Here is a 25791-nt window from a genome sequence, read left to right as displayed (position 1 = left end):
CCGCACCTGGTTTGTATGCCGTACCGGCCTTGCTTTTACCAGACGCCGTCGATGGCGGTGGGAATGAGCTTGATGCGCGAGATTTCGCCCTCGCCGCCCTGCAGCGCCAGGTCGTCCGGCATGGTCTTGGGCGGTTTGCGGTACCACTCGATGCAGACCTGCGAGAGATTGGTCAGCGCCTTCTTGGCCATGAACTGTTGCAGCAGCTCGCGCGTGAGCTCAAGGTTCGGGCCCAGGAAGAAGTCACCGGGTGCGGCCAGGGCCGGCACCGAAGCGCTCATTCGACCGAGGTCCTTCTGGAACATGTTGCGGGGTACCGGCAGGGCATGGCCCGCAGCCGCGAGCAATTCCTGAAATACCGGCGCCATGAAATCGATTGCGTAACCATCGCATTGAACCCAGGTATGGAATGCGTCGTGGTTGCTGGTGACGGATTGGGCATCCTCGCCCAGCTCGCCGAAGGACAGGGCGCCGCCGCCGTCCTGGTTGATCAGGTAGAAGGCCGCGCCTGCAACGGGAAACGCATTGCGTTTGTAGAACTTCTTCAGAATCTGTGCCGCGGTGACGCTGAAGAAAAAGCTTGCGGCCGGAATGTCTGCTTCGACGCTCTGGAGCACGGAATGCACGACACGGAAAATGCGCTGATAGTCGGCCAGCGCAATCAGCGGGCGCAACGACTGGGAGGATGGTGATGAGTTTTGCATGCCGCCATTTTCTCATGGAAAAGAACGGGCAAGCCGCTTGGCCGCCTCCGGGAATGCTGATGCCCATTCCCGTTGCGTGACGCGCGTTGGAACTTCGCGACCTCACGACTTGCCGTTCCACCCTCAAGAGACTGCTTTACTGCAACTACAGGTAATGCGGATGCTGCTACTGCGGATGCTTCTACTGCAAAGACTGCTACTGCGGATACTTTTGCTACGGAAACTTCTGCTACAGGTACTGCATGCACTGTTACTGCGGTCATCTACTTCGGTGTTGCTGTTACGGATGCTTCGGTACTGCGTACTTCAATTGCTGAGTACTGCACTTCCTTTGCTGCTTTGCTGCCTTTGCTGCGTACTGCCTTTGCTGCTACTGCGGTCTTCCGGACTGAGCACCACTACCCGCTCGGATTTCCTGGTACTGCCTTTACTTCAAACATCAAACTTCAGACTACAAAAACTCCCCTTCCACTACCCCCTCTACTGCCCCCTGCCACGGATCCCCCGATCCGCTTTCCCCTGCTATCCCTCGCCCTGCCCGGAGCCGCCGTGGTGAACGGCTGCGGCTCCGTCTGCGCCGTTCCTCCCTTGCAGGGAAGAGCGGCGCCACATTCCATCAATTCACTCGCCGCCCTTGCGCTGCGCCTGCATGAAGCAGTTGCAGTCGACATCGTGATGCTCGGCGCAGTGACGCAGCAATTGGCGTGCGGCCTCGTCGGTGAACATCGGTTCGGCGGCGATCTCGGCGCTGGAGAACAGCAGCGCCGATGCGGCTGCGGCTTCCTGGTCGCGCTTGGCATCGCCCAGCGACACTTCCAAACGGCCCCATTCGTTGTCGGTCTTCACGAACAGATACATCAACACGGTGCAGAACAACAGGTAGCTGATGAACATCAGCGTGATCTCACCCGGTACGGTTTCGGCGACGAATTGCATGACGACCTCCTATCAATGTTCCATCAACAAGGGTCTATAGTTCATTTCGGCAATTCGTCGTGCTGCTTCGAATCCGGAGACACAGACCGCGTTTCATTGATGCTCATGGTAGGCATTTGCCCCCGTGGCAACCATCGGGGAATTCCTGAATTTGAACAGCCGCTATGGCGTTCGCGCCACATAGGGAAAATCCCGAGAAAAACGCGATGCAGATGGGTGCAAATACGGTGCGAATACAGTGCGGATACGGAACGGCCGGCGCACGCGCCGACGCCGCCATCGCGTCGAGAAGAATTGCTGCTGATGAGCTTGGCGCTGCGCCTTGAGTGACGCCAGGCAGATGCAGATGGCGACGCGCAAAAAGAAAACCCGCCTAGCTTGCGCGAGGCGGGTTCAAACTCAATAGTTCCAGGAGGTTTTGAGGAGACGGCCCCACTATATCGAAGCCGTCCTCAGGCATGAACGAAGCAATCGTCATGCGCTTATTCACCGACGGCATAAGCAGGCCCGGCAACGCTTTCAGCCAGGCTTGACCGGCATCCAGCGCTCCACCAACCGGGTCCAGTAGGCGGCGCCAACGGGGATGTTCTCGTCGTTGAAGTCGTAACCGGCGTTGTGCAGCATCGGCTTTCCCTGACCATTGCCCACACGCAGGAAGCAGCCCGGGCGCTGCTGCAGGTAGTAGGCGAAGTCCTCGCTGCCGGCGATCGGCCCGAAGGACGGAATCACCTTGTCCTCACCCACCAGCTCCTGCGCCACGCCGCGCGCGAATTCGGTCTCGGCGTCGCTGTTGACCAGCACCGGATAGCCGCGCAGGTACTCAATCTCGGCGCGCGCGCCGTAGCTGGCCGCGTGCGTCTCGACCAGGGCGCGGATGCGCTGCTCCAAGAGCTCGCGCACCTCCTGTTTGAACGAACGCACGCTCAGCTCCATCGTCGCGTACTCGGGAATCACGTTGGCTGCATGACCGGCATGCAGCGAGCCCACCGTGATCACGGCGGTCTCCATCGGATCGACATTGCGCGAAACCACGGTCTGCAGAGCCATCACCAGGCTGGAAGCGGCCACCACCGGATCGACCGACAGGTGCGGACGCGCCGCGTGGCTGCCGCGCCCGGTCAGCTTGATCTTGACGGTGTCGCAGGCGGCCATGAACGGCCCGTTGCGAAACATGAAGGTGCCGGTGGCCACGCCCGGGTGGTTGTGGATGCCGAAGATGGCGTCGCAGGGAAAACGCTCGAACAGGCCGTCCTCCAGCATCTTCTGCGCGCCGCTGTCGAACCCGGCCTCCTCGGCCGGCTGGAAGATCAGATTCAACGTGCCGTCGAAATTGCGCGTGCGCGCCAGGTGCTTGGCCGCGCCCAGCAGCATGGCGGTGTGGCCGTCATGGCCGCAGGCGTGCATGGTGCCGTGCTTGCAGCTGGCGTAAGACAGGCCGGTTTCCTCGTGGATGGGCAAGGCGTCCATGTCGGCGCGCAGGCCGATGGTGCGCGCGCCCGATCCCGCCCGCAAGGTGCCCACCAGACCGTTGCCGCCGATGTGGCGGGTGACTGCATAACCCCACTCTTCCAGCCGCGCCGCCACCAGCGCGGCGGTATCGGCCTCCTGGAAGGACAGCTCGGGATGCTGGTGGAGATGACGGCGGATGCCGACGATCTCGTCCTTGATGTCGTCCAGGTCGACGACCTGGCATAGCGCATTGGCGTGGCTCATTGTTGTTCTCCGTGGATGGCGGCGATTGCGTCGGCTCAGGCCGCCGCGCGGCGCGCCATCACCTGCGCGCCCTGCTCGGCCAGGTCCCAGAACAGCCCGGCCATAACCTGCAGCGACTCGCGCGAAACGCTGGCCAGTATATGCTCGTTGGGCGCGTGCTGCGAGCAGGCCGGGTACGAGTGCGGCACCCACAGCGTGGGCAGGCCCAGCGTCTCGGAGAACACGTCGTTGGGCAGCGAGCCGCCCAGGTTGGGCAACAGCGTGGGCTTCTTGCCGCTGGTCTCCTGCATCGAGGCCAGCCCCCAGCGCACCCACTCGTCATCCGGATCCAGGCGCGTGGCGGAGAACTGCACGCCCGACAGCGTCACCTCAACATCATGGTAGCCATGCGCGTCGAGATGGGCGCGGATGTTGGCGATGAAATTCCGGTCGTCGCTGCCGACCACGAAGCGGATCTGGCAGTGCGCGCTGGCGTGGCCCGGGATGGCGTTGACCGGCGCTTCCGGATTGCCGGTCTTGAAGGCCAGCACCTCCAGCGTGTTCCAGCCGAACACGCGCTCGGCCGGGGTCATGCCGGGTTCGCCCCACTCGGCATCAACCTCGGGATCGGTGGCGCCGCCGCCGACCTTCACGTCGGCCAGCGCCTCGCGCACGCTTTGCGGCAGCGACGCAGGCAGCAGGCTGGGCACGCGGATGCGGCCGCGCCCGTCGACCAGGCAGGCGATCGCATTGGCCAGGCGCACTCCGGGATTGCGCAGCAGCCCGCCCCAGTTGCCGGAATGGTGACCGCCGTCGCGCAGGTTGACCTTGAGGTCGAAGTTGCAGCCGCCGCGCGAGCCGAGGAACATGGTCGGTGTGGGCGCGTTCACGCGCGGGCCGTCGGAGGCGATGAAGACGTCCGACTTCAGGCGCTGCGCGTACTGCTTGCACACCGCGTTCAGGCCGGGCGAGCCGGTCTCTTCGCCCATCTCCAGGATCACCTTGACGTTGTAGCCCAGCTTGCCGCCGCGTGCCTTCATCACCTCTTCCAGCGCGGCGAAATTGATCGTGTGCTGTGCCTTGTTGTCGGCGGTGCCGCGGCCGTACCAGCGGTCGCCGTCGACCACGATTTGCCATGGCGAAAGCCCTTCGCGCCATTGTTTGTCATAGCCGCGCACCACGTCGCCGTGGCCGTAGGTCAGCAGCGTGAACGCCGCGCCCTGCTCCATGCGTTCGGCAATCAGGAAGGGGCTGCCGTTGGGCAGCGGGTTCTCGACCACCTCGCTGGTAAAGCCCAGGCCGGCCAGGTAAGGCACGATCTCCTGGTTCAGGTAGTCGTACAGGATGGGACGGCTGGCCGGCTCCTGGCTCTCGGTGCGGATGGCGACGCGGCGCTTCATCGTTTCCATGAAACGGCCGTCGTCGAAATACGCTTCCACACCGGCGATGGCTTGTGCTCTGCTCATGCTGCTTCTCCTCTGTTCAAACGTGTGTGCTCAAAAAATCGGAATGCAAATGCCCCTGCCGGCTTCGGCGTCCTCGGGACGCATCCTGTGTCGCTTTCGCGTAAAGGAAACGGGGCGGCTTGGAGTTGTTTGTCTAGCTCATGCGGCGCCGATCAGTTCCGGCAAACCCCGGCCGGGCTCCGGCGTCAACGCCGAGGCCAACAGCATGCGGGTGTAGGGATGCTGGGCGTCGCTGAAAATCTTCTCGCGCGTCTGCAGCTCGACGATGCTGCCCTTGTTCATCACCGCCACCCGATCCACCAGATGCTCCACCACGCCCAGGTCGTGGCTGATGAAGAGGTAGGTCAGGCCGAACTCGGCTTTCAGGTCCAGCAGCAGGTTCAGGATCTGCGCCTGCACCGAGACATCCAGCGCCGAGGTCGGCTCGTCGCAGATCAGCACGTCGGGACGCAGGATCAGCGCGCGCGCAATCGCCACGCGCTGGCGCTGGCCGCCCGAGAGCTGGTTCGGGTACTGGCCGTAGGTGCGTTCGGGCATGCCGACCAGGTCGAGGATCTGGCGCACTTTCTTGTCACGCTCGGCGCCGTTGCCGATGCCGTGGATCTTCAGCGGCAGGCCGACGATCTCGGCCACGGTCTTGCGCGGGTTGAGCGAGGAATACGGATCCTGGAAGATTGGCTGAATATGACGCGCATGCTCCTTGCGCTCGCCCGGATCGACCTCGCGGCCGTTGAACAGCACGTTGCCCGAGCTCGGCTCCAGCAGGCCCAGCAGCATCTTGGCCAGCGTACTCTTGCCGCAGCCGGATTCGCCCACCAGGCCCAGCGTCTCGCCGCGATACAGGCGCAGCGACACATCGTTGACCGCGCGGATCTCGCCCGGCGCCTTGAACATGCCGCGCTTCAGCTGATACACCTTGGAGAGCGCGCACAGCTCCAGCGCAATGTCGCCCTGCGCCCCCGGCTCATCTCGCGGCCCGTCGGACGGCGCCGGTTGCAGTTTGTCCATGTCGTCCATATTCATGCCAGCGCCTCCACGCGTTCGGTTTGCGGCAATGCGTCCAGCTTGTGGCAACGCGCGAAATGCGGTGCGGCAGCGTTACCCTTGTCGGCCATCGGCGGATCAGCCTCGCAGCCGCCGTCGGCCAGCACGCAGCGGTTGCGGAAGGCGCAGCCCGAGACCTCGCCCACCAGGCTGGGCACCACGCCCGGGATGGCCTGCAGGCGGCTGCCCGGCAAGGTCTTGCCGCGCACCGGGATACAGTTGAGCAGGCCGCGCGTGTATGGGTGGCGCGGCTCGGCGTACAGCTGGGCTACGTCGGTGGTCTCCACCACCTGCCCGGCGTACATCACCGCCACGCGGTCGGCGATGCGCGACACCACGCCCAGGTCGTGGGTGATGAAGATGACGGCGGTGCCGAATTCCTGCTGCAGCTCGCGGATCATGCGCAGGATCTGCGCCTGGATGGTGACGTCCAGCGCGGTGGTCGGCTCGTCGGCGATGATCAGGTCCGGGCTGCACATGAGCGACATGGCGATCATCACGCGCTGGCGCAGGCCGCCGGAGAGCTGGTGCGGATACTGGCGCAGCCGGTCCTCGGCATTGCTGATGCCGGTGCGGTGCAGCAGGTAGATCGCCCGCTCGCGCGCCTCGGCGCGGCTCACGCCCGGCTGCTGCAGCATCGCCTCGCACAGCTGGTTGCCCAGCGTATAGGCGGGATTGAGCGAGGTCATCGGCTCCTGGAAGATCATCGCCATGCGCTTGCCGCGCAGCTGCATCAGCTGCTTCTCGGGCAGGCCGTTGAGATCCTTGCCGTCGAACAGGATATAGTCGGCGCTGCATTGCGCCTTGCGCGGCAGCAGGCCCATCAGCGCCAGCGAGGTCATCGATTTTCCGCAGCCTGACTCCCCCACCAGGCACAGCATCTCGCCGCGCTTGACCTGGAAGTCGATGCCGCGCACCGCGTGCAGCATGCCCCTTTCTGTCGGCAAGTCGACCTTCAGGTTTTTGACGTCAAGCAATACGCTCATGGTTTTCTCCTTGTGCTCAGCGGCTCAGTTGCGGCCATCGGGCGCATTGACGTCACGGATGCCGTCGCCCACCAGGTTGATGGCCAGCACCAGGATCGCCAGCGCCAGGCCCGGGATGACAATCACCCACGGCTTGAAGAACATATAGGACTTGCCCTCGGCCACCATCAGGCCCCATGACGGCGTCGGCGGTTGCACGCCCAGGCCGAGGAAGGACAGCGTGGCCTCCAGCAGAATCGCGTGCGCCATCTCCAGCGTCACCACCACGATCAGCGCGCCCATGATGTTGGGGAGGATCTCGCGCACCAGAATGTAGGGGGTGGAAGCGCCGATGGACTTGGCCGCCGCGATGAACTCGGCGTCGCGCAACTGCTGCGTGGCCGAACGCGTCACCACCGCGAAGCGGTCCCACAGCAACAAACCCAGCAACACGATCACGACATTGAGCGAGCCGCCCACCAGCGAAGCCATGGCCAGCGCCACCAGCACCACCGGCATGGCCAGGCGGGTGGTAATCAGGTAGCTGATGACGGCGTCGGTGCGGCCGCCGAAGTAGCCGGCCAACACGCCCAGCGTAGTGCCGATCAACCCCGAGATCAGCGCGGCGGCGATGCCGATGATCAGCGAGACGCGTGCGCCGTAGATCAGGCGCGACAGGTAATCGCGCCCCAGTTTATCGGTGCCGAGGATGTGTTCCCAGCTGCCCTGCGCATTCCACACCGGCGGGATCAGGCGCGCCGAGACATCCTGGTTGAACGGGTCATGCGGCGCCAGCAGCGGCGCGAAGATCGCCGCCAGCATGATCAGCGCCAGCACGGCGGAACCCAGCACCAGGCCGCGATGGCCGAGCAGGCGATTGAGCTTGCGGCGCCACGGCGGCGTCGGCTTGATGGCGCCCTGCAGCAGCGTGCCCGGCTGCAGAGTCGTGGAGGTGGCGGTCATGTCGGCTCCCTGTGCTGGTTGGCGGGATTGGCGGAATTAGCGGGTACGGATGCGCGGATCGAGCAGCGCATTGATGACATCGGCCAGGAAAGTCAGGCCGATGTAGAACATGGCGATGATCAGCACCACCGCCTGCACCACCGGATAGTCGTTGCGCGAGATGGCGTCCCAGGCAAGCTGGCCCAAGCCCTGCATGGAGTAGACCGACTCGATCACCACCGAGCCGCCCAGCATGAAGCCCAGCTCCACCGCCGCCAGCGCCACCACCGGAATGACCGCATTGCGCAACGCATGCTTGAACACCACCCTGGATTTGGACAAGCCCTTGGCGCGCGCGGTGCGGATGTAGTCCGAGCCCAACACCTCCAGCATGCCGGCGCGCGTCAGGCGCATCATGGCCGGCATGGCGTAGTAACCCAGGGCGACGGCCGGCAGGATGAAGTTCTGCCAGCTCTCGTTGCCGGCCACCGGCAGCCAGTGCAGCGTGACGGCAAAGATCAGGATCAGCGTCAGCCCGAACCAGAAACTGGGCATGGCCTGCCCCACCACCGCCACCAGCAGTGCGGCGCGATCGAGCCAGGTGTCGCGATAGATGGCGGCCAGCACGCCCAGCGGGATGGCGGTCAGGATCGCCAGCAGCAAAGCGCTGCCGCCCAGCTTGAAGGTGATCGGCAGACGCTCGGCGATCATCTCCATCACCGAACCCTGGAAGTAAAAGGAATTGCCGAAATCGAGATGGATCGCCTTGCCCAGCCATTCGAAGTATTGCGTGGCCATCGGGCGATCCAGCCCGAACTGGGTGCGCACCGCCTCGACCTGTGCGGCCGTGGCCTCAGGCCCGGCGATCGACACGGCGAGGTCGCCCGACATGTGCAACAGCGCGAAGCTGACCACGGAAACCGTCAGCGCCACGCACAAGGCGATGGCCAGACGGCGCAGGATGTAGATCAACATGGCGGCCTTTCCTCTATGGGTTGGCGGGGCGACGCATCAGGCGCATGCTAGTTGCAAGCCTGCTCGAACAAAGATTCACGCGACATCAAACCTGCTTATCCCTTTCGGCCGGGGCCGAAAGGGATGAACACGGTCTTACTTCCAGCTGGCCTCGTAGAAACGCGGAAGCTCATCCGGATAGCCCTGGAACTTCAGCTGCGAATTGAACGCATAGAACGTCGAGTAGGAGAACATCGGCGCTACGTAAGCCTGTTTGGAAATGAGTTCCTGAGCCTTGGTGTAATTGGCCTTGCGCACCGCCGGGTCGATCGAGGAGTCGGCGGTCTGCAGGTATTGCTGCAGCTGCGGATCCTTGGTCACATCGTCGGCGCTGCCCTTGAAGTAGACGCCGGCGAAGGCCGAGGTGTCGTTCATCGAGAACGAGCCCCACGAGTAGAAGCTCATCGGCGTCTTGCCGGCGCGGTATTCGTTTTGCAGGGCCGCGAACTTCATGTAGTGCAGCCGCGCGCGGATGCCGACCTTGTGCAGGTCGCCGATGATGGCCTCGGCCACCTCGCGCTCGCGGTAGGCGTAGATGTCGGTGTCGAAGCCGTTGGGGTAGCCGGCTTCGGCCAGCAGCTGCTTGGCCTTGGCCGGGTTGTAGTCGAACTTGATGGCGGCGTTGCTATCGCAACCGAACTGGGTGCGGAAGCAGGCGGTATAGACCGGCTGGCTGCCGCCGCGCATCAGGTTGTCGGCGTAGCCCTTGCGGTTGATCGCATGGTTCACCGCCTGGCGCACGCGCACATCCTTGAACGGCGAATTGGGCGCCGAGGTGCCGGTGGTGTCCAGCGTGATGAAGCCCACGCGCATCGTCTCGCCGCTTTGCACGGCCAGCTTGGGATTGGTCTTGAGCGAGTCGGCCTGGTCCGGCGGCACGCGCCAGATCCAGTCGATGGCGCCGGTCATGAGCTGCGCGGCGCGGGTCTCCGGATCGGGGATCACCACGAACTTGATATTGCCGATCGAGGGCTGGCCCTGCGGGCTGTCCTTGAAGTAGTTGGCGTTCTTGACCAGGGTCACGCCCTGCCCCGGCGTCACGCCGGTGACCTTGTAGGGGCCGGTGCCGATGGGCGCCTTGGCGAAGCCTTCCAGGCCGACCTTCTTGAAGTAGGCGGCGGGATAGATCGGCATCGGGCCTGCCAGGTATTCCAGCGCGGCCGGGAACGGCGCCTTCAGGTTGATGCGCACCTTGTAGTCGCCCAGCTTGTCGACACTCTTGATCCAGTCGGTGTTCTGGCGGGTGACCGCCTTGGACTCCGGCGACACCGCGTAGTTGAAGGTAAAGGCGACATCGTCGGCGCTGAACTTGTCGCCGTTCTGGAATTGCACGCCCTGGCGCAGGTCCATCACCAGCGCGGTGGGCGACTCCCACTTCCAGGCGGTGGCCAGCTGGGGCTTGTACTCGTTGGTCTTGGGATCGCGGTAGACCAGCGTGTCCCAGATCAGGTGGGCCAGGATCACGCCTTCGCGCAGGTTGTTGTGGTACTGGCTGATGTTCTCGACCTCGCTGTCGGAGGCGTAGATCAGGGTGTCATTGGCCTTGGTGGCCATCGCGGAAAGCGATGCGGTTGCCCCGGCAACCAGCAGCGCACATCGCGCCCAGCGCAGTACGGATTTCCTTGGTGCGTTCATTCCAACCCCTTCTTTCAAGTAAGAGAAATTTGAAAAAACAGCGACGTCGAGGGCATACTAGGCCAGCATTTATCGATGCCGCAATAAGCAAATTTCTATGCCTGCGTTGCCGAAAAGAGATCGCAAAATTTGTGCACCACAATGTAGTGGCGCCCGGAAAACGCAGATTTCAACAGGGATGCGGCTATGTCCGCAGATGCAGCATTTTTCTCTTGGCTTTTTTGAAAGCGCTGCACCAAAGGCGTGAAGCGCGCACCAAATAAATCATGCAAATCTTTTTCTTCCACGGCGCAAAAAGAGGTCCGCGATGAAGTCTCAGCACCTGCAGGACACCGCCCTGCGCTACTTTTTGGAAGTGGTTCGTTGCGGATCGATCAGCGAAGCCTCGCAGCGGCTCAACGTGGCCAGCTCGGCCATCAGCCGCCAGATCAGCAGCCTGGAGGAGACGCTGGACACGGTGCTGTTCGAACGGCGTCCGCGCGGCATGGTGCTCTCGGCCGGCGGTGAAATGCTGGCCGCGCATGCGCGCAAGATGGCGCTGGAGGCCGACCGTGTGGTGGCCGACCTGCAGGCCTTGAAGGGATTGCGTAGCGGGCGGGTGCGGCTGTCCGCGTCGGAAGGGTTTTCGATCGATTTCCTGCCGCGGCTGATCAATGCCTTCCAGAAAAAATATCCGGGCTTCGTCTTCCAGCTCTTCGTCGGCGCGCCGGCGGCGGTGTCGCGCCAGGTGCGCGAGGGCAATGCCGATATCGGCCTGACCTTCTCGCGCCTGCCGGAACCGGAGATCAAGGTGGTTCACCGCCAGCCCGGTCCAATCGCGCTGGTGATGCGCAACGAACATCCGCTGGCGCGCTTTCGCCAGGTCTCGCTGTCGCAGATACGGGCCTATCCGATGGCGCTGCCCGATCCCACCACCACGCTGCGCCAGCTGTTCGACATCGCCTGCAGCCGGCAGCAGGTGGTGATCGAACCGGTGATGACCAGCAACTACATCCAGTCGCTGCACAACTACGTGCTGGACAACGACGCGCTGTCCATCACCGGCGAGGTCACCGTGCGCTACCGCATCGCCAGCGGCGAGCTGACCATGCGGCCGATACGCGACTGCCCGGACGACGGCCGCTTCGTCGAAGTGCAGACGCTGGCCGGGCGCACGCTGCCGCGCAGTGTGGAGATCTTTCTCGAATATCTGGTGGCGGACCTGAGCAAGGATTTGTAGAGGACGCTCAGGCAGAAAAGCGCGCAGGAGATTGCTGTTGCTTGTCTTGAACCCATCCCCACCCCGGCCCTCCCCTTGAAGGGGAGGGAGCTTCAAGCGTAACGTTGACTCCGATACTCCCTCCTCTTCAAGGTGGAGGGGCTTCAAGCGTAGCGTTGACTCCGATACTCCCTCCTCTTCAAGGGGAGGGGCTTTAAGCCTAGCGTTGACTCCGATACTCCCTCCCCTTCAAGGGGAGGGTTGGGGTGGGGATGGGTTTAAATCCAACCCGCCTCCCCCCTACGACATCACGACTCATCCCACCCCAATCCCAGTGCCTTCTGAATCCCGACAAAACTACGTGTCAGGTTGGCCTCGGCCTGCAGCAGGTTCTGCTGCGCCGAGAGCTGCTGGCGCGTGGTATCCAGCACCTCGATGAGCGTGCCGGTGCCGGCCGCATAGCGTTGCTGCGCCAATGCCAACGCGCGGTCGGCCGAGGCCTTGGTGCGCGCCACGGTGGCGACCGTCACGCGTCCATAGCGAAAGCGCGAGAGCGAATCCTCGGCATCGCGCAGCGCCTCCAGCACCGCCTGGCGATACTTCATCTCGGCCTCGTCGCGCACGCGCTCGGCTTGCGTGACGCGCGCCTTGGCGCGACCGAAGTCGAGGAAGTTCCAGCTCAGCATGGGGGCGCCGATGGCGGCGAAATCATCCAGCTTGGTCAGGTCCGACGGATGCGTGCCGCCCAGGCCAAGCACGCCGAACAGCTTCAGGCTGGGATAGCGCGCCACTTCGGCCTGGCCGATCTTGGCGGTATCGGCCGCCAGCGTGCGTTCGGCTGCGCGCACGTCGGGACGGCGGCGCAGCAGCGAGGTCGGGTCACCCACGGCCACCTGCTGCGGCGGCAGCGGCACCGGGGCGACGGCGTTGAGCTCGCCGTCCAGCGCGCCCGGCTCCTGGCCCAGCAGCGTGGCCAGCTGGTTCAGGTAGGCGTCGCGCTCGGCCTGCAATGGCACCAGGTCGGCGCGGGTGCCGTCCAGCTGGTTCTGGATGCGGATCTGGTCCAGCGAGGACGCGGTGCCGCGCTCGACGCGCTGGCCGGTCAGCTTCAGCATGTTTTCCTGCGCCCGCACCGACTGCTCGCCCAGCGCCAGGCGCTGCTGGCGGTCACGCAGGTTGATGTAGGCATTGGCGACTTCGGCCGCCAGGCTCACCTGCACGTCCGCCAGCGAGGCCTCGGCGGCTTGTGCGCTGGCCCCGGCCGCCTGCACCGCGCGCCGGTGCGCGCCGAACAGGTCGACCTCCCAGCTGGCGTCGAAGCCCAGGCTGTAGAGGTTGACGCTGGTGGAAGATGACGAAGAGGAGGACGACGACGAGCCCGACGATCCCGTCAGTCCGCTCACCGACGGCAGGCGCGCATGCGCCGCCAAGGCCGAGGCGCCCACGCTGGGCGCGGCATTGGCCTGCTCCAGCCCCAGCGCCGCGCGTGACTGCAACAGGCGGGCGCGCGCCACGCCGAGGTTGGGATTGGCTTGCAGCGCACGCTGCACAAGGCTGTTCAACAGAGGATCGCCCAAGCCTTCCCACCAGTGGTTGGAGGGCATGGCCGCATTGGCGTCGCCGCCGTCGCGCACGAACCGGCTGCTCTTGGCGGCGTTGGGCGCGGCGTCCGGCGGGCCGGCGTAGTCGGGGCCGAGCGCGCAGCCTGCCAGCAGCGCGGCGGCGGCCAGCGCGACCAGGCGCGCGGCGGGGAGTGAGTAAGTGTCTTTACGCATAGTCATGATTAATGAGAGGCCACCGGCGCGGCGTTGGTCGGCAAGGGGCGCAGGAACAGCACCAGCGGGGTCACGCACAGAATGGCCACGCCCAGCAACCAGAACAGGTCGGCGTAGGTCATGGTCAGCGCCTGCGCCTGGATGGTGCTGCCCAGCAGGCGGATTGCGGTGTCCTGGCCGCCCAGCAGATGCCCCTGGGCGGCGATGGTCGATTGCACCAGCTCGGAGTTGGCGGACAGGCTTTCTTCCAGACGGCGGCTATGCAACCACAGGCGCTGGTCCTGGATCACGGCGATGCTGGCCAGCGCCAGCGAGCCGCCGAGGTTGCGCGCCGCGCTGTACAAACCGGAGGCGTCGCCCGCCTGCGAGGCAGGCACTGAGCGGATCGCCGCCTGGTTCAGGAACAGCATCGCCAGCACGGTGCCGACGCCGCGCATCAGCTGCGAGGCGATGAAGGAGCCGCCGTAGGACAACGGGCTCAGGTCGGTCTCGATGAAGGCCGACAGCGCCAGCAACAGGAAGCCGGTGCCGACCGCGATGCGGATGTCGACCAGGCGCATCAGCATGGGCGTGAACGGCATCATCAGGATCATCGGCACGCCCGATAGCAACACTACCCAGCCTGACTGCAGCGAGTTGTAGCCGGCAATGCCGGAGAGGAACTGCGGGATCACGTAGGCGGTGCCGTACAGCGCCACGCCCACGATCATGGCCATCATCACCACCGAGCCGAACTGGCGGTCGCGCAGCAGGCGCAGCTGGATCACCGGATGTTTGGCGCGCACCTGGCCGATCGCCAGCAGGATGAAGCCGACCAGCGAGGTCAGCGCCAGCCAGCGGATGTCGGGCGAGGAGAACCACTGCTCGCGCTCGCCCTCCTCCAGCACCACGGTCAGCCCGCCCAGGCCCAGCGCCAGGCCGGCGATGCCGAACCAGTCGGCCTCGGCCAGCTGCTCGAACTTGGGACGTTCATAGGGAATCGCCACCAGCAGCAGCGTGATCAGCGCCACGCCCACCGGCAGGTTGATGAAGAAGGCGTAGTGCCAGCTGACGTTCTCGGTCAGCCAGCCGCCCAGCACCGGGCCCAGCACCGGGCCGAGGATGGCGGTGGCGCCGAACATGGCGTTGCCCACCGGCTGCTGCGCGCGCGGCAACCGGGTGGCGATGATGGTCATCGCGGTCGGAATCAGCGCGCCGCCGGTGAAGCCCTGGCCGACGCGGCCGATGATCATCATGGTCAGCGTGGTCGACAGGCCGCACAGCACCGAGAACAGCGTGAACAGGCTGGCCGCCGCCAGCAACAGCACGCGCAGGCCGAGCAGGCGCTCCAGCCAGGCGGACATCGGGATGATCACAATCTCCGCCACGAGATAAGCGGTGGCGATCCAGGTGCCTTCCGTGCCGGAGGCGCCGATCTCGCCCTGGATGGTGGGCAGCGAGGAGTTGACGATGGAAATGTCCAGCGTCGCCATCAGTGCGCCCAGCGTGCCGGCGGCCACCGCCAGCCAGGCGGCGGCGTCGGCCTTGTCGCCCTGCGGGACGGACGGCTTGGTCGTGGGAGCGGCGGCGCTCAACGCTGCTCCTTGGCCGGCTTTTGCTCGATGCCGGCGTTGGCTTCGCTGTTGCGCTCACGCTGCGCGCGCAGCTCGTCCTTGGCGGCGATGGTATTGACCTCCACCGTCACCGACAGGCCGGCCACGAACACCTTGCGGTCCTGCGCCGAGGCGTCGACGGCGATGCGCACCGGCACGCGCTGGACGATCTTGGTGAAGTTGCCGGTGGCGTTTTGCGGCGGCAGCAGCGAGAACTGCGCGCCGGTGCCCGGCGAGATGCTTTGCACGTGGCCCTGGAATTCCAGGCCCGGCAATGCGTCCACCTTGATCACGGCAGGCTGGCCGATGCGCATCATGCCGATCTGGGTTTCCTTGAAGTTGGCGGTGATGTAGAAGTCGCTCGGCACCACCGTCATCATGCGCGTGCCGGCGGAGACGAACTGGCCCACGCGCACCTGCTTGTCGCCGATGCGGCCGTCGACGCTGGCCTTGATCTCGGTCGAACCGAGGTTGACGGCGGCAGCGTCGTACTGGGCCTTGGCAGTTTCGCCCTGGGCCTGCGCCTGGCGCACCTGGGCCTGGATCGAATACACGCGCAGCTGGGCCGCATCCAGTGCGGCGCGACGCGCGGCCACGGTGGACTTGGCCTGGGCCGACTGATTGCGCAGCGTGGTCAGGCGCTCGCGCGTCTCGGCGCCGGACGCGGCCAGCGGCGTGTAACGCTCGACTTCAGCGGCGGCGAAGCGCGCGTCCTCTTCGGCCGACGCCAGCTGCGCGCGGGCCTGGTCGATGGCGGCCTTCTGCTCGGCCAGCTGCGCGCGGGCGGCATCCTCGCTGGCGGCGGCGGCGTCGATCTGCGCCTTGGACTGCGCGGCCTGCGCCGAGTAGTCGCGCGGGTCGATGCGCACCAGCGGCTGGCCGGCCTTCACGTCCTGGTTATCGGCCACGAATACCTGCTCCACATAACCGTTGACCTTGGGCGAGACCGTCACGCTGTCGGCGTAGACGAAGGCGTCGTTGGTGCTTTCCAGATACTTGCCGCGGAACTGGTAGTAGAGGATCCAGGCCGCCACCACCACCAGCGCCACGATGCCCAGCGAACGCAGGATGAAGCGGGCGCGCGGGCTCATGCGCTTTTTCTGCTTGCCGTTGCCGGCGTTGTTGCCGTTTTGATTGTCCTGCCCCGGGTTCTGCTCGCTCCCGGCGTTGCTTGTTGTGGCGTCTGTCATCTTTTTTGTCCTAATATCGGTTCTGCCCGGCTTGCCGGGTCATTCTTGAAACATGTAAAACAGCGATCGAGCGAATTAGTGAGGTACCATATGATATGGTATCCGAGAAAATCATGTCCACCAGCTTTACAAACGACTACACCGAAGCCGCCGACGCGCTGCGCAACTTCTACCTGCGCTCGCACCGCGCGCTCGACAAGCTCCTGGCCGCGCAAGGCGCCTCGTTCTCGCGCACCAAGCTGATGGCCTACATCGGCAACAACGCGCCGGTGCGCTCGACCGACCTGGCCGAGGCCTTCGGCTTCGCCCCGCGTACGGTGACCGAGGCGGTGGACGGCATGGAGCGCGACGGCCTGGTCGAACGCGTGGCCGATCCGGCCGACCGCCGGGTCAAACAAATCTCTTTGACAGAATTGGGCAAAGAAGTGCTGTGCTCGACGGAGCCGGCGCGCAAACGCTTCGGCGAGCGGCTATTCGACGCGCTGGATCAGGAAGAGACGTACCAGCTGGCGCTGCTGTTGAACAAGCTCAACGGCAGGCTGGCGGAATTGGAAGAAGAGTTGTCGCAACCGGCGCAGGCTGCAAGCAATGATGCCGGCGGCAAGCGCGGCAAGAAATAGACCGGAGAGGCTGATCAGTCCATGCCGATCAACGCGTCGGCATTTGTCGATGCGCGACGTGCGCCACTGGGCTCCTGCTTTCGCAGGAGCGACAGGCGCGTGATGAACTTGAACCTGCTCAAGTCCAGGTTACCGCATTCCTGTCGTCCCTGCGAAAGCAGGGACCCAGCGTCGTTGAACGGCGATTGAAGCATCGCCGCAGGTTGAAGCAAACGCTCAGCGGTCAGCAAAGCTGTCGGTCGCACGAATCAGCTTGTCCAGAATCCCCACCTCGTTATAGGCATGACCGGCGCTGTCGACCAGGTGCAGCTGCGAACCCGGCCAGGCCTTGTGTAGATCCCAGGCCGACTTCGGCGGCGTCGCCAGGTCATAGCGGCCCTGCACGATCACGCCCGGAATATCCTTCAGCCGCGACGCATTGGCCAGCAACTGGCCCTCCTCCATGAACCCCTTGTTGAAGAAGTAGTGGTTCTCGATGCGCGCAAACGCCAGCGCGAACAGCGCATCGTTGAAGGAATCGATCAAACGCTCGTCAGGCACCAGCGTGATGGTGCTGGCTTCCCAGCGGCTCCACGCACGGGCGGCTTGCAGCTTGGCGGCCTCGTCGTTGCCGGTCAGGCGTTGGCGATAGGCGGTGATCAGGTCGCCGCGCTCGGCCGGCGGAATCGGCGCCAGGAATTCATCCCAACGGTCCGGTGCCATCCACGAAGCGCCTTCCTGGTAGTACCACTGCAGCTCGGACCGGCGCAGCAGAAAGATGCCGCGCAACACCAGCTCGCTCACGCGCTCGGGATGCGTCTGGGCGTAGGCCAGCGCCAGCGTGCTGCCCCACGAGCCGCCGAAGACCTGCCACTTCTCGATCTTCAACATCTCGCGCAGGCGCTCGATGTCGGCCACCAGATCCCAGGTGGTGTTGGCGTCGAGGTTGGCGTGCGGCAGCGAGCGGCCGCAACCGCGCTGGTCGAACAGCACGATGCGGTATTTCTCGGGATTGAACAGGCGACGGTGCGACGGCCCGCTGCCTCCGCCGGGGCCGCCGTGCAGGAACACCACCGGCTTGCCGCGCGGATTGCCGCACACTTCCCAGTACACCCGATGGCCGTCGCCCACATCCAGCAAGCCTTTGTCGTAAGGCTCGATGGGCGGATAGAAGCTGCGGGGTTGCGAAGCGTTCTGGGAAGCGGAATCGGCAAGCTGGGGTGCGGCTGAAGTCATCGACGGATCCTTGTGCGGGTTAAACGTAAGTAGCAAGCCAACAGTATAGGTCTTGTAGAAAGATCGTTCATTCGACCACAAGTTCTGGGTTGTTCTTGACCTCGTTGAGCACGAAGAACGAGCGCAACTGGCGCACGCCCGGCAGGCGCAGCAGCGTGCTCGCATGCAGCCGGTTGAAGGCCTGCAGGTCCTTCACGCGCAGCTTGATCCAGTAATCAAACTCGCCGGCCAGCAGCAGGCACTCCTGCACGGCGGCGATCTCGCGCACCGCCTTCTCGAACTCGGCGAAGCTCTCCGGCGTGGAGCGGTCCAACACCACGCCCACGGTGACCAGTACCGGCAGCCCCAGCTTGTCCGGATCGAGCACCGCGCGCACCTCCTTCACGTAGCCCTCGTCCATCAGCCGTTTGGTGTGGTTCCAGCAGGCGGTGGCGCTCATGCCGAGCTTCTTGGCCAGCTCGGCATTGCCGATGCGGCCGTCCTTCTGCAGCGCCTTCAGGATGCGCTTGTCCATGCGATCGAGCGACATGATGTTTATTCCTTCATTAATCAATTTTAAGGAATTTTATCCAGACATTATAAAAATCATCGATTTTTTAAACCGAATAATGGCACAAAATCGGAAACACCATTTAAACCGCCAAGCGTAAAGTTGATCCCGGCGATTCGATGCGGACTCGATGCGAATCGAACCATTTTCCTGAACCGAACCTGAACCGGAGCAACCCATGCTGGCACTCGACAAACTCTTCCCGCGCAAGACGCTGGGCTTCTTCCCCTCCCCGATCCACAAGCTGGAGCGCCTGTCGGCCATGCTGGGCACCGAGATCTGGGCCAAGCGCGACGACGTTTCCTCGGGCCTGGCCTTCGGCGGCAACAAGATCCGCAAGCTGGAATGGCTGGTGGCCGACGCGCTGGCCAAGGGCTGCGACACGCTGGTCTCGATCGGCAACATCCAGTCCAACCACACGCGCCAGGTGTGCGCGGCCGCGGCAGCGGTGGGCATGAAGTCGTACACCGTGCAGGAAACCTGGCTGGAATGGGATGACCCGGTCTACGACAAGGTCGGCAACATCCTGCTGACCCGCATCATGGGCGGCAACCCGATCATGGGCGGCTACGGCTACTCCACCACCGAGAAAGACACCTGGGCCAAGGCACTGGAAGACGTGCGCAAGAAAGGCGGCAAGCCCTACCCGATTCCCGCCGGCGCCTCCGACCACCCGCTGGGCGGGCTGGGTTACGCCAACTTCGCCGATGAAGTGGCGATGCAGGAACAGCAACTGGGCATCTTCTTCGACAACATCGTGGTGGCGACCTGTACCGGCTCCACCCAGGCCGGCATGGTGGTCGGCTTCGCCGCGCAGGAAAAGCGCCGCCGCGTGATCGGCATCGACACCGCCGACGACGAAGCGATGACCCGCCGCGCCGTCACCAAGATCGCCAACGACACCTGCGAGCTGATCGCTTCCAAGGGCGGCAAGAAGGTCGTGCTCAAGGACGCCGACATCGAGATCATCCCCGACTACAGCGGCCCGGCCTACGGCCTGCCGAGCGAGCAGACCATCGCCGCCATCCGCACCGCCGCCGAGATGGAAGCGATGCTGACCGACCCGGTGTACGAAGGCAAATCCATCGACGGCCTGATCGACATGGCCAAGAAGGGCCACTTCAAGGGCCAGCGTGTGCTGTACGCCCACCTGGGCGGGGCGCCGGCCCTGAACGCCTACTACAAGGCCTTCGAAGATCCGGAAAACCTGACCAAGCTGGCGCGCGAAGCCCGCTTCAAGGAATAAGCGCCAACGCGCTTGGCGCACGCGGCGCAGCCGGCTTCTCATCGGGCCGGCCGCTGCGTGCGGTTGCAAGGCCGGGCGCGATCCGCCCGGCATCGATTGTGTTTCGTCCCTCCCTTCTCGCTCCCGGATGTTGCAACAACATCCGGGAGCGTCTTTTCATCGCCGCGCACAGGCGGCCGCAAACCCGCGCTCGCGTTCGATTCCGCCCCGCTTGATCAGCATCAAAGCCGCTCCCCGGCTTCCCGCGTACCTTTCGTTCGTCATCAATCGACAATCAAACGACAGGTAGAAAAGCCATGAAAAAAATCGTGACCATCGCTGCCGCCGCGGCGGCCCTTTCCTCGGCCTTCGCCGCGCCCGCCTTCGCGCAGGAAGCGCAAAGCCCGTGGCTGGTGCGCGTGCGCGCCGTCAACATCAGCCCTGAAAACAAGTCCGACCCGGTGGGCGGCACGGGTGCGTCCGATCGTCTGAGCGTGAGCTCCAAGACCATCCCCGAAATCGACATCAGCTACTTCTTCACCCCCCACATCGCCGCCGAGCTGATCCTGACCTATCCGCAAAAGCACGACGTGCGCCTGGACGGCCAGAAGATCGGCACCTTCAAGCACCTGCCGCCGACCCTGCTGCTGCAATACCACTTCACGCCTGACGCGCGCTTCTCGCCATACGTCGGCGCCGGCATCAACTACACCCGCATCTCCGACGTGCACGTGCTCAACGATGGCGCCAGCCTCGACAGCAACAGCGTCGGCGGCGCCCTGCAGGCCGGCCTGGATATCAAGATCGACAAGCACTGGCTGGTCAACTTCGACATCAAGAAGGTGCAGATCTCCAGCGACGTGAAGGTCGGCGGCGCCAAGATCAGCTCGGTCAAGATCGACCCGTGGCTGTTCGGCGTCGGCGTCGGTTATCGCTTCTAAGAAGCCGGCCGCCGCTGCCCGGACGCCGCGCCATGTCATTTCAGGCTGAAATGCAAGACGCACAGCGCATCCGGGCTGCAGGCCCGGCCAGGCTTGGCCAGACCCGGGATGCGGATCGCCAGAACAGGCATTTGCGCTGCGCCCGGGGAGACCGTGGCGCAGTTCTCATGTATTCTTGCCGGACCCAAACGGCGCGATCCGTCATCTCTGATGACCGGTCGCGTTCTTTTTTGGGGCCTACACGATCAGCAGAGGCAGCAGCCACGGTAGCAGGCGCATGTTCCGGCAAGCCCAGCCAGCTTCTCCGCCCCACCGTTCACCGCAAGATGAGGTAAATACGATGTCGACGACTTCGCACACCACCACCCCGGTCGCCCCCGGCGCACCGATGCCCCACCGCAAGATCATCCGCTCCTGGGTGATCCCGATCAGCCAGCGCAGCACGGCCGTCGCCCTGCTGCTCTCGGCGATCGACTTCTGCCTCTTCGGCCTGGCCCTGGCCGCCATCATCTGGACGCCATGGATACTGGCCAAGATCGCGCTGGGCGTGGTCGCGGGCTTCATCATCGGCCGCCTGTTCATCCTCGGCCACGATGCCTGCCACCAGAGCTTCACGCCCAACCGCAAGCTCAACACCTGGCTGGGCCGCCTGCTGTTCATGCCCTCGCTGACGCCCTACAGCCTCTGGGCCGTGGGCCACAACGTGGTGCACCACGGTTACACCAACCTGAAGGGCTTCGACTTCGTCTGGCAGCCGCGCACGCTGGAGGAATACCGCGCCCTGCCGCGCTGGCGCCGCCAGCTCGAACGCGTCTACCGCAGCGGTCTCGGTCCCGGCCTGTATTACATGATCGACATGTGGTGGAAGCGCATGTACTTCCCCTCGAAGAAGCAGATGCCGACCCGCCGCGCCGAATTCATGTGGGACGGCGTGCTGGTCACCGCCGTGGCGGCAGTCTGGATCGGCGGCCTGGCCTGGGCGGCCGCCGCCACCGAGCAATCGTTCTGGGGCCTGTTCGCCACCGGCTTCCTGATCCCGATCATGTTCTGGAAAGCGATGATGGGCTTCGTGGTCTACGTGCACCACACCCACACCTCGGTGGCCTGGTACGACGATAAGGCGACCTGGGCCGCAGCCCAGCCCTTCGTCTCGACCACCGTGCACCTGACCTTCGGCCGCTGGTGGGGCGCCCTGCTGCATCACATCATGGAGCACACCGCGCACCACGTCGACATGAGCGTGCCGCTGTATCGCCTGAAGAAGGCGCAGAAGAAGCTGGAGACCATGCTGCCGGGCCGCATTGTGATCCAGAAGTTCTCGTGGAGCTGGTACTTCGACACCGCGCGTCGCTGCAAGCTGTACGACTTCAAGCGCCTGTGCTGGACCGACTTCCGCGGACGCCCGACCAGCACCCCGTTGCCGATGCCCGAGATGAATGCAGCCGGCGGCGAGGCCTGAGCAGGAACATGGCGGCCGACGGCGAGGTCGGCCGCCATGCAGCAGCAAGCAGTAAAGGCAACAAGAGCAACAACGGCAACACAGCAGCAAGAAGCCTGAATGGCTTTGATCTTCCAACAACAAGACGGCCGCATGGAAGGGCAATCACGGGTCCCCGGTAAACCCCGCGATACCGCCCACTTTCCCCCATCAAGACCGCCCCCTCCCTATTTCCCCAGCCGTTTCTCGCGCACCCTCACGCGTTTCTTCCCGTGCAACAACAGCATGTTGCTGCGCCGCGGCCACTACTTCAACCATGTTTGATCTGGGACAAGAAATGCCGTCTGATTCGAGAATAGCAGCGGACTTCCCCTGTCCCGCAGACTTAAAATTGACCCATCGTAGATCGCAACATCATGTCCGCCGGGAACATCGTATGAACCAGCCTTGCCACTCCGTACCGCACTCCGCCTCCCCCGCAGTCTCGCCGCTGCCCCAGGTGTCCGCTTTGACAGCCGCACGTGAAGCCGCCAGCAGCTCGGCATTACGCAGCTGCACCGCCTGCGGCATGCACCAGCTGTGCCTGCCCATGGGGCTGGACGAATCCGACATGAAGCGCCTGGACAAGATCATCGGCCGCCGCAAGGTTGCGCGCGACGACTTCCTGTACCGCATCGGCGACCGCTTCACCGCGTTGTATGCGGTGCGCGTGGGGCACTTCAAGACCTACCAGGAAAACCTCGACGGCGACCGCCAGATCACCGGCTTCCAGATGCCCGGCGAACTGCTGGGCATGGACGCCATCAGCACCGAGACCCACCAGTGCGACGCGGTCGCGCTGCAGGACAGCGAAGTGTGCGAGATCCCGTTCGCGCGCCTGGAGCAGCTGTTCGGCCAGATCCCGCACCTGCTGCGCCACTTCCACCGCATCATGAGCCACGAGATCACCACCGAGCAGAACGTGATCATGTTGCTGGGAAATATGCGCGCCGAGCAGCGCTTCGCCGCCTTCCTGGTCAACCTGTCCTCGCGCTATGCGGCGCGCGGTTATTCGTCGACCCGCTTCCAGCTGCGCATGACGCGCCAGGACGTGGGCAACTACCTGGGCCTGACCATCGAGAGCATCAGCCGCCTGATCTCCAAGTTCCGCAAGCAGGGCCTGCTGGCGGTGGAGCAGCGCGACGTCGAGGTGATCGACCTGGCCGAGTTGAAACGCCTGGCCGCCGGCGCCGAAGCCTGCGCCCCGCCGCCGATCCGCGCGACCGTCTGAAGCGGCTGCGCCTTCACACGCCGCTCATCCCGCTCATCCCGCCATCACCCCATCACGCAAAGCGACGCGGCCGTCCGTCACGGACGGCTTGCGTCAGCCGCACGGCCAGCAGGCCGGCCGCGGCAAAACATCCCCAGAAACAGAAGAAGCCGATGCTGTAGGCGCCCAGGGCGTCCCACTCGCGGCCGGCGGCTTGCGCCAGCGCGATCGGATCGAATACGGAAAAGAACAGGCCTTCGGCCGCAATGGCCATCAGGAACGCCATCCAGCCGACGATAGCGGTGTTGCGGTGCGTCTTGCGCATTGCCGTCTCCTTGAATGTTCCCGCGGCGGGCGCCGGGGCTTGCGCCGGTCTTCAGGCCGGCTCGGCAAGTTCAGTGTAGAGCATGTCGGGCGCCGGCGCTATTCGGCCGGCGCGTAAGCCTCTGCACTCATGTCCACCGCGCGCTGCTGCGGCCACAACCAGGCGCCGTGCAGCCGCCAGGCGTGGCTGGCGTCTTCGGCCACCAGGCGCCAGCGCGCCTGCTCCAGCTCGTCCAGCGGCAGCGAGAAGCTGCCGTCGGCCGCGCTTCGCACCACCAGTGCGCGATCCTTGGCCGGCTGGGTCGGATGCACCAGGCTCAGGAACAGGGTGCGTCCCTCCTCGCCGGCGGCCGGCGCCTGCTTCATCTGCAGCTTGCCGCGCAGGGCGCGCGCGGCCGGGTCGTAGCGCATGCTGATCTCGGCCCCCAGGCGCCAGGCCTCGCGATCGCGGCTCAGATCCTTGTTGATGGCCTTGCCCTGCTTGTAATAATCGTCAGCCACCAATGCATCGCTGCGCGATATCGCAAGATAGGCGGTGAACACGCCGGCCACCACCACCACGGCCGGGCCCGACATCAGCAGCCACGGCCAGCGATGGCGATACCAAGGCTTGGCGCGCGCGCCGTTGGGAGAAAGCGAAGTTGATGCGATTGCCATGTTGTCCTCCAAGGTCAGCGGCGCGGCACCAAGAACACCGCCTTTTCGCTCACGTGGAGCGCGGGGTCGTCCTCGGCCTGCAGTTCGAAACGGATTTTGTTGGAGCCGCTCTCGCCGGCTCCATGTGGTGCGCGTACCCGCACCGGCACCGACAGGGTCTGGGTCGCCTCCAGGCTGATGACGTCGGCCGGGGCCACCGTCAGGCCTTCGATGCCGGTGGCGCTGATGCGGTAGCGATGGCCGCGCTCGCTGGCATTGATGATCTGCAGGCGGTAGACGTTTTCGATGATGCCGTCCTCCACCTCGCGCCCCATCGAGCCGCGGTCGCGGATCACGTCCAGCTTGACCGGCGTACGGACCCATAGCGAGCCGGCGAACAGCGCCGCTACCGCGCCCAGGATGGCGGTATAGATCAGGATGCGCGGACGCAGCAGGCGGCGGCGGATTTCGGCGGCCGGCAAGCCCTGCTCCACCGCGTTCTCGGTGGAGTAGCGGATCAGCCCGCGCGGCCGCTTGATCTTGTCCATCACGCTGTCGCAGGCGTCGACGCAGGCGGCGCAGCCGATGCACATGTACTGCAGGCCCTGGCGGATGTCGATGCCGGTCGGGCACACCTGCACGCACATCGTGCAGTCGATGCAGTCGCCGGCGCGCCCCTCGGCCTTGGCGGCTTTGGCCTGCGGCATGCGCGGCTCGCCGCGGCCGGCGTCATAGGTGATGATCAGCGAGTCGCGGTCGAACATCGCGCTCTGGAAGCGTGCGTAGGGACACATGTACTTGCACACCTGCTCGCGCATCCAGCCGGCGTTGCCGTAAGTGGCGAAGCCGTAGAACAGGATCCAGAAGATCTCCCACGGGCCGAAGGCGAACGTCGCCAGTTCCGGCAGCAGCTCGCGCATGGGTGAGAAGTAACCGACGAAGCTGATGCCGGTCCACAGCGCCACCGCGCCCCAGGCCAGGTGCTTGGCCGACTTGCGCCACAGCTTGTCGACGCTCCACGGCTGGCGGTCCAGGCGCATGCGCGCGCTGCGGGGGCCTTCGATGCGGCGCTCGATCCACATGAAGATCTCGGTGTAGACCGTCTGCGGGCAGGCGTAGCCGCACCACACGCGCCCGGCCATCGCGGTGAAGAGGAACAGGCCGAAGGCGCAGATGATCAGCAGCGCCGCCAGCCAGATGAAATCCTGCGGCCACAGCACCAGGCCGAACAGGTAAAACTTGCGCGCGGCCAGGTCGAACAGCACCGCCTGGCGGCCGTTCCAGTTGATCCACGGCAGGCCGTAGAACACCAGCTGGGTCAGAAACACACAAAGCCAGCGCAGGCTGGCGTAACGTCCCTTGATCTCGCGCGGATAGATCTGCTCGCGCGATTCGTACATGCGGATGACCGCGTATTCTTCCTGCGGCTGGCTTGGCTGT

The 25791-nt window shown here is 64.7% G+C and carries 25 protein-coding genes; 7 read left to right on the top strand and 18 right to left on the bottom strand.

The window, feature by feature from the left end; all coding sequences use genetic code 11:
• Nucleotides 1-35: 35 nt before the first annotated feature.
• From J8I26_RS00380 to J8I26_RS00335, 10 genes are all read right to left on the bottom strand, one after another.
• A complete protein-coding gene (locus J8I26_RS00380) occupies nucleotides 36-704 on the bottom strand; it encodes a DUF2026 family protein (RefSeq protein ID WP_209603008.1) in 669 nt (222 codons plus the stop codon).
• 621 nt (nucleotides 705-1325) lie between these two features.
• Entirely contained in the window at nucleotides 1326-1640 is a 315-nt protein-coding gene (locus J8I26_RS00375) for a hypothetical protein (RefSeq protein WP_209603007.1), read from the bottom strand.
• Nucleotides 1641-2159: 519 nt separating this feature from the next.
• A complete protein-coding gene (locus tag J8I26_RS00370) occupies nucleotides 2160-3353 on the bottom strand; it encodes a M20 aminoacylase family protein (RefSeq protein ID WP_209603006.1) in 1194 nt (397 codons plus the stop codon).
• 35 nt (nucleotides 3354-3388) lie between these two features.
• On the bottom strand, nucleotides 3389-4798 hold the full coding sequence (locus tag J8I26_RS00365; RefSeq protein WP_209603002.1) for a M20 family metallopeptidase: 1410 nt from the start codon (nucleotides 4796-4798) through the stop codon (nucleotides 3389-3391).
• A 138-nt stretch (nucleotides 4799-4936) separates the two neighbouring features.
• Entirely contained in the window at nucleotides 4937-5806 is an 870-nt protein-coding gene (locus J8I26_RS00360; protein WP_209604703.1) for an ATP-binding cassette domain-containing protein, read from the bottom strand.
• An 11-nt stretch (nucleotides 5807-5817) separates the two neighbouring features.
• Nucleotides 5818-6828, bottom strand: a complete 1011-nt coding sequence (locus tag J8I26_RS00355) for an ABC transporter ATP-binding protein (protein WP_209602999.1) — start codon at nucleotides 6826-6828, stop codon at nucleotides 5818-5820.
• Between the two features lie 24 nt (nucleotides 6829-6852).
• Nucleotides 6853-7770 (bottom strand): ABC transporter permease, encoded by a 918-nt coding sequence (locus J8I26_RS00350; protein ID WP_209602997.1) that lies wholly within the window; start codon nucleotides 7768-7770, stop codon nucleotides 6853-6855.
• 36 nt (nucleotides 7771-7806) lie between these two features.
• Nucleotides 7807-8724: an ABC transporter permease gene (locus tag J8I26_RS00345; RefSeq protein ID WP_209602995.1), complete on the bottom strand. Its 918-nt coding sequence runs from the start codon at nucleotides 8722-8724 to the stop codon at nucleotides 7807-7809.
• 135 nt (nucleotides 8725-8859) lie between these two features.
• The gene (locus J8I26_RS00340; RefSeq protein WP_209602994.1) at nucleotides 8860-10398 is read right to left on the bottom strand and encodes an ABC transporter substrate-binding protein; all 1539 of its coding nucleotides are present in this window, start codon (nucleotides 10396-10398) and stop codon (nucleotides 8860-8862) included.
• Nucleotides 10399-10493: 95 nt separating this feature from the next.
• Nucleotides 10494-10685: a hypothetical protein gene (locus tag J8I26_RS00335; protein ID WP_209602992.1), complete on the bottom strand. Its 192-nt coding sequence runs from the start codon at nucleotides 10683-10685 to the stop codon at nucleotides 10494-10496.
• A gap of 20 nt (nucleotides 10686-10705) precedes the next feature.
• Between J8I26_RS00335 and J8I26_RS00330 the strand changes: the two genes are divergently transcribed.
• Nucleotides 10706-11617 (top strand): LysR family transcriptional regulator, encoded by a 912-nt coding sequence (locus J8I26_RS00330; RefSeq protein ID WP_209602990.1) that lies wholly within the window; start codon nucleotides 10706-10708, stop codon nucleotides 11615-11617.
• A gap of 287 nt (nucleotides 11618-11904) precedes the next feature.
• On the opposite strand, the gene J8I26_RS00325 is transcribed toward J8I26_RS00330, so the two are convergent.
• Genes J8I26_RS00325 through J8I26_RS00315 form a run of 3 tightly spaced genes read right to left on the bottom strand, consistent with a single transcriptional unit; the run spans nucleotide 11905 to nucleotide 16153 of the window.
• Nucleotides 11905-13377, bottom strand: coding sequence for an efflux transporter outer membrane subunit (locus J8I26_RS00325; protein WP_245200005.1), 1473 nt, complete (start codon nucleotides 13375-13377; stop codon nucleotides 11905-11907).
• 2 nt (nucleotides 13378-13379) lie between these two features.
• Nucleotides 13380-14945 carry an MDR family MFS transporter gene (locus J8I26_RS00320; RefSeq protein ID WP_209602988.1) on the bottom strand — a complete coding sequence of 522 codons (1566 nt, stop codon included), beginning with the start codon at nucleotides 14943-14945 and terminating at the stop codon, nucleotides 13380-13382.
• A complete protein-coding gene (locus J8I26_RS00315; protein ID WP_209602987.1) occupies nucleotides 14942-16153 on the bottom strand; it encodes an HlyD family secretion protein in 1212 nt (403 codons plus the stop codon). The genes J8I26_RS00320 and J8I26_RS00315 overlap by 4 nt, the downstream gene beginning before the upstream one ends.
• A 113-nt stretch (nucleotides 16154-16266) precedes the next feature.
• Between J8I26_RS00315 and J8I26_RS00310 the strand changes: the two genes are divergently transcribed.
• On the top strand, nucleotides 16267-16773 hold the full coding sequence (locus J8I26_RS00310; protein ID WP_209602984.1) for a MarR family transcriptional regulator: 507 nt from the start codon (nucleotides 16267-16269) through the stop codon (nucleotides 16771-16773).
• Nucleotides 16774-16989: 216 nt separating this feature from the next.
• Here J8I26_RS00310 and pip read toward each other — a convergent pair whose 3' ends face one another.
• Together pip and J8I26_RS00300 are read right to left on the bottom strand one after the other, a co-directional pair.
• Nucleotides 16990-17988, bottom strand: a complete 999-nt coding sequence (pip, locus tag J8I26_RS00305; protein WP_209602983.1) for a prolyl aminopeptidase — start codon at nucleotides 17986-17988, stop codon at nucleotides 16990-16992.
• A gap of 67 nt (nucleotides 17989-18055) precedes the next feature.
• A complete protein-coding gene (locus tag J8I26_RS00300) occupies nucleotides 18056-18517 on the bottom strand; it encodes a winged helix-turn-helix transcriptional regulator (RefSeq protein ID WP_209602982.1) in 462 nt (153 codons plus the stop codon).
• A gap of 202 nt (nucleotides 18518-18719) precedes the next feature.
• Between J8I26_RS00300 and J8I26_RS00295 the strand changes: the two genes are divergently transcribed.
• From J8I26_RS00295 to fnr, 5 genes are all read left to right on the top strand, one after another.
• Nucleotides 18720-19784, top strand: a complete 1065-nt coding sequence (locus tag J8I26_RS00295) for a 1-aminocyclopropane-1-carboxylate deaminase (protein WP_209604699.1) — start codon at nucleotides 18720-18722, stop codon at nucleotides 19782-19784.
• 296 nt (nucleotides 19785-20080) lie between these two features.
• On the top strand, nucleotides 20081-20704 hold the full coding sequence (locus tag J8I26_RS00290; RefSeq protein WP_209602979.1) for an OmpW family protein: 624 nt from the start codon (nucleotides 20081-20083) through the stop codon (nucleotides 20702-20704).
• A gap of 340 nt (nucleotides 20705-21044) precedes the next feature.
• Nucleotides 21045-22163 (top strand): fatty acid desaturase, encoded by a 1119-nt coding sequence (locus tag J8I26_RS00285; protein ID WP_245200004.1) that lies wholly within the window; start codon nucleotides 21045-21047, stop codon nucleotides 22161-22163.
• Between the two features lie 99 nt (nucleotides 22164-22262).
• On the top strand, nucleotides 22263-22466 hold the full coding sequence (locus J8I26_RS00280) for a hypothetical protein (RefSeq protein WP_209602977.1): 204 nt from the start codon (nucleotides 22263-22265) through the stop codon (nucleotides 22464-22466).
• Between the two features lie 112 nt (nucleotides 22467-22578).
• Nucleotides 22579-23412 (top strand): fumarate/nitrate reduction transcriptional regulator Fnr, encoded by an 834-nt coding sequence (gene fnr, locus J8I26_RS00275; protein WP_209602975.1) that lies wholly within the window; start codon nucleotides 22579-22581, stop codon nucleotides 23410-23412.
• Nucleotides 23413-23464: 52 nt separating this feature from the next.
• On the opposite strand, the gene J8I26_RS00270 is transcribed toward fnr, so the two are convergent.
• The 3 genes from J8I26_RS00270 to ccoG all read right to left on the bottom strand — a co-directional run bounded on the left by J8I26_RS00270 (nucleotide 23465) and on the right by ccoG (nucleotide 25751).
• The gene (locus tag J8I26_RS00270; RefSeq protein ID WP_209602973.1) at nucleotides 23465-23716 is read right to left on the bottom strand and encodes a hypothetical protein; all 252 of its coding nucleotides are present in this window, start codon (nucleotides 23714-23716) and stop codon (nucleotides 23465-23467) included.
• A 98-nt stretch (nucleotides 23717-23814) separates the two neighbouring features.
• Nucleotides 23815-24372: a FixH family protein gene (locus tag J8I26_RS00265; RefSeq protein WP_209602972.1), complete on the bottom strand. Its 558-nt coding sequence runs from the start codon at nucleotides 24370-24372 to the stop codon at nucleotides 23815-23817.
• Between the two features lie 14 nt (nucleotides 24373-24386).
• Complete coding sequence (ccoG, locus tag J8I26_RS00260) at nucleotides 24387-25751, bottom strand: cytochrome c oxidase accessory protein CcoG (protein WP_245200067.1); 1365 nt, start codon at nucleotides 25749-25751, stop codon at nucleotides 24387-24389.
• Between the last annotated feature and the right edge of the window lie 40 nt (nucleotides 25752-25791).

Source organism: Herbaspirillum sp. LeCh32-8 (assembly GCF_017814915.1).
Lineage (GTDB): Bacteria > Pseudomonadota > Gammaproteobacteria > Burkholderiales > Burkholderiaceae_D > Herbaspirillum.
The sequence above is the reverse complement of the archived record's forward strand: the minus strand, read 5'-3'. Positions and strand labels throughout refer to the sequence as shown.